This window comes from Paenibacillus sp. P4_A7, from assembly GCF_056402455.1.
Window position 1 is genome coordinate 1 of the sequence record NZ_JBFUHJ010000520.1, and the last position, 3,688, is coordinate 3,688.

Here is a 3,688-nt window from a genome sequence, read left to right on the forward strand (position 1 = left end):
GCAACATTCAGCAGGGGATTACGTCCTATTTCAAAATGATTATTTTGTCAAAGGGGTGATGTTACCTAATGGTTAAAAAGATAATTATTTATCTAGCATTATGTAGTTTTGTTTTGCTGATTTGTTGTGGTAAAGAACAAAACGAACAAGTTGCGGTAAAGAACATTGAAAATAACTTGAATCTTCATCTTAGTAAACCTGAAAGTCAGAGCTGCACGGTTTATARGAAGATTGAAGATAATGAAACGGTGAAATCGGTAATGGGTATTTTACTAAATGTGCAATGGGAAAACGCAAAAGTAGAAATGTCCCGTCAACCTGATTATAAATTTCTAACTGTCAATATAGACCCAACTGTTTCCTATGAACCAGTAACTTATGCTATTTGGCTATCACCAAACAAAGATACTTTAGAAGTGATTATTGAGGGAAATTCAAAATATGGAAAAGTTTCAAAAGTAAATACAAAAGAACTGCTGTCGGTTCTGGGAACGCCCTGATTCATCAGAAATTGAGGAAATCCTCAGATGAAGAATGAGTAATTGATACCTAAGAATAGGTGTCGGTAATCATTACGCTAACGGGAAACGTTAGTTGAATTAAAACAGAAGAACCTCGACACAGCTTCTTGCAAGCAGTGCCCGAGGTTCTTAGTATTGGAATTGCCCTTAAGCGGCGACGTCGCGTCTCGTAAACAGTAGCCAAGCTAAGAATTGGAATACGATGTAGTAGGCGACAAGTATCATAATCGAGAACGTCAACGTCATTTCCGGTCTTAGCGGCGACGCGCCTTGCATATATTGCGTCAGGTCGATGTTGGAGAAGAGCAAATACTTGACCCAGCTATAGCCGCTGAGAAGCGCTGATAACGTATTGCCGACCAGCATGAACAGAAGCGAGAAGGCTATGGCCATCGAAGAGCTGCGGAACGCGGACGAAATCATGAAAGCCATCGTTACGTACATGAGCATTGATACTATCGAGAGACCGTATTTCTCCAACGAATTCAAGAAATAGGAACTTTCTTGGATAACGCCGCCATCGGTAATCGATATTTTCGCTTGATTTGTTCCTTCGAAGCCTTCGAGAATACCTCCGGCCGCGTAAGCAGATGCAAATGTCAATATGAGCAGCAGAAGCGCGAACCCAAGCGTGGCGATGTATTTGCTGATCATAATCTTTGTGCGCGAAGCCGGACCGACAAGCAGCAGCTTGATCGTGCCCCATGTGAATTCGGCCGCAATCATATCGGCAGCGATAATGACGGTTAGAATCGTCGCTAAAATAATTAAGTATGATGATGTATCTACATAATTCCACAATGACAATTCGTTAGGATTTATATTTTGTTCCAAATAATATTCATTGAGCTTGATTTCGTTAGCGAAGTATGTTTTGTCCTCTTCCGAGAGTTCTTTGTTTTCTTGAAGCTCCTGCTGCATGTTGCTATTCCGTTCGGTCAGGTTGTTTTGCCAGTCGATCGTAATATTTTGGCTTGATTCCCACTTCATGATGCCGCTCATCAATGCGATTGTTAAAACGAGGAAGGCGATCATAAGCCATGTACGAGGACGACGATATATTTTCATATTTTCGTTTCGAATTAGATTAGACAGACTAGACAACCATCTCACCTCCGGTAATTTCCAAGAACTGTTCTTCAAGCGACTTCTGCGCCGCTTGAATGCCGAGCACGTTAATCTCCGAGCTTACAAGCAGCCTTGTAATATCGGGGATGGCAGCTTTGTCAGCCGCAATTTCGAGCTGATTGCCTTTCACCGTAATGCGGGTTGCATCGAAGATGGCGGATAGCAGCTGCTGAGCGGCAAGTAAATCGCCGACTTCGATAACGATCTTCGACTGTATCGAATCGCGAGTTTCCTGCAGCGAGCGAATATCGATGAGCTTGCCGGCTTGTATTATCGCAACCCGGTCGCACATAAGCTCCATTTCGGACAGAAGATGGGAAGAGACGATGACGGAGATGCCTTCTTCTCTCGTCAGCTTGCGCAAATAATCGCGCAGTTCTCGAATGCCCGCAGGGTCGAGCCCGTTTGTCGGCTCATCAAGGATGAGCAACGATGGACGATGCAGAATCGCTTGGGCAACGCCAAGCCGCTGCCTCATGCCGAGAGAGTAACGCTTAACCTTCTCGTGAATACGGTTCTGAAGTCCGAGAAGCTTAACGACCTCATTGATCCGTTCCTTCGTAATGCCTTTATGCCGACGGGCAAAATGAACAAGGTTTTGATAACCGGTCAAAAATTTATACATTTCCGGATTTTCGACGATCGCTCCTACATGCGTCATGGCAAGCTCGAAGTGCTCGCGGACGGATACGCCTTTAATTAGGGCCTCGCCCTTCGACATCGATATCAAGCCAACAATCATCCGTATTGTTGTCGTCTTGCCGGCACCGTTCGGTCCGAGAAATCCGAATACTTCGCCTGCGGGTATATCGAAACTAAGATTGTCGACGATCTTACGTCCGCCAATCGATTTGGTCACGTTGCGAAGCTGCAAAACGGCTTCTGTCATGCGTTAAAACCTCCTAGTATTATCGTACATATGAACTATACTGGAAGTTGCTTTGTCATAAAATAGACCTTTGATCAGGATTTCCCCCCTGCTTAGGTCGAGTATGAACGTTTTTCAAAGCATTTTTTAAACAAATACTTAAAAATATGCTTGATAATACAACTAAGGATTATTTACAACATAATGAGGTATCTCTCGAATTTGAACAGGAGGGTATAGGTGCACTGGTGTCGATAGCTCTATGCGGTGAACAGAACCATAAATTGAAGTTCTGATCATTACCCTGACTAGACAAAACCCGAAAGATGATCACTTTTTCTAAAGTGTCTATCTTTCGGGTTGCAGTTCAGCCACGGCAGCTGCTCCTTGGTTTTATTAATCTAACGGGCAGGTTAGTTGAGGATTAACCATAAATACTCCATTTTCAAACAAATGTAATGCGAAGTGAGGAGAGCTTATTTGGAAACTGATGCGTGGATTCCATTAATAAATTTTGAAGACGACGGGAAGATTTGGGTAGGGACAAAAGTAAGGTTATATAATGTGGGATTGAACGTGATGGATAAGTCTCTTGATTATTACGACTATCTGGTGTCGAATATCTATGAAAACAAAGACTATTTCCAATTAACTAACCTCTCGCAAGGAGAAGCTGGAAATATCGTTTGTGTTATGAAAAAGGACAGTCCAAATCATTATGCTTTAGGTAAGTCTCTAAAAGAAGTGATGGAATTAGAAAATACGTATTTGCTTCTGGAATAACTAAATGCCTCCTAGACCAACAAAATCAATCAAGCTAACGATAGTTCAACAAATAAGGAGCAGTTTGCTGTGGCAGTTGCTCCTATCTTCGTTAAGCTAACGGGCAGGATAGTTTAAGTACGTCAAGTTAAGTCATGTCATTTAGCAGGTGGAAATCCTGCTTGGGAAGACTCTAGCCAGGTCACCAATAGCGAGTCTTGGAGCTTTAAGGGTAACCTTAGGTTTAAGCGTAGACAGTCAGATAGTAGGCCGTGTGATTGAGCCTCGAAAGAACTGCAAAAATGGGAAGGTCGACGGATTTTAAACTCTCGGAAGACTACAGGATAAGCAGCGTAACAGGCGAGTTGCTTACCCCTTTCCCGGGGTCAGAGAGCAGGGCATGCTAGAC

4 protein-coding genes are annotated in these 3,688 nt (G+C 43.1%); 2 read left to right on the top strand and 2 right to left on the bottom strand.

Annotated features, from left to right (window positions below):
* The first annotated feature begins 68 nt into the window (after positions 1–68).
* Positions 69–500, top strand: a complete 432-nt coding sequence (locus AC1DWN_RS30210; RefSeq protein WP_477562559.1) for a YhfM domain-containing protein — start codon at positions 69–71, stop codon at positions 498–500.
* A gap of 168 nt (positions 501–668) precedes the next feature.
* Here the strand turns inward: AC1DWN_RS30210 and AC1DWN_RS30215 are convergent, their stop codons facing one another.
* Both AC1DWN_RS30215 and AC1DWN_RS30220 read right to left on the bottom strand, forming a co-directional pair.
* A complete protein-coding gene (locus AC1DWN_RS30215; protein ID WP_477562560.1) occupies positions 669–1,625 on the bottom strand; it encodes an ABC transporter permease in 957 nt (318 codons plus the stop codon).
* Positions 1,618–2,538, bottom strand: coding sequence for an ABC transporter ATP-binding protein (locus AC1DWN_RS30220; RefSeq protein ID WP_477562561.1), 921 nt, complete (start codon positions 2,536–2,538; stop codon positions 1,618–1,620). The genes AC1DWN_RS30215 and AC1DWN_RS30220 overlap by 8 nt, the downstream gene beginning before the upstream one ends.
* A gap of 477 nt (positions 2,539–3,015) precedes the next feature.
* Between AC1DWN_RS30220 and AC1DWN_RS30225 the strand changes: the two genes are divergently transcribed.
* Positions 3,016–3,300: a hypothetical protein gene (locus AC1DWN_RS30225; RefSeq protein WP_477562562.1), complete on the top strand. Its 285-nt coding sequence runs from the start codon at positions 3,016–3,018 to the stop codon at positions 3,298–3,300.
* The last annotated feature ends 388 nt before the right edge of the window (positions 3,301–3,688 follow it).

Bases quoted from the DNA above. Each gene is read 5' to 3' on its own strand.
- AC1DWN_RS30220 (WP_477562561.1), bottom strand. From the start codon at position 2,538: ATGACAGAAGCCGTTTTGCAGCTTCGCAACGTGACCAAATCGATTGGC.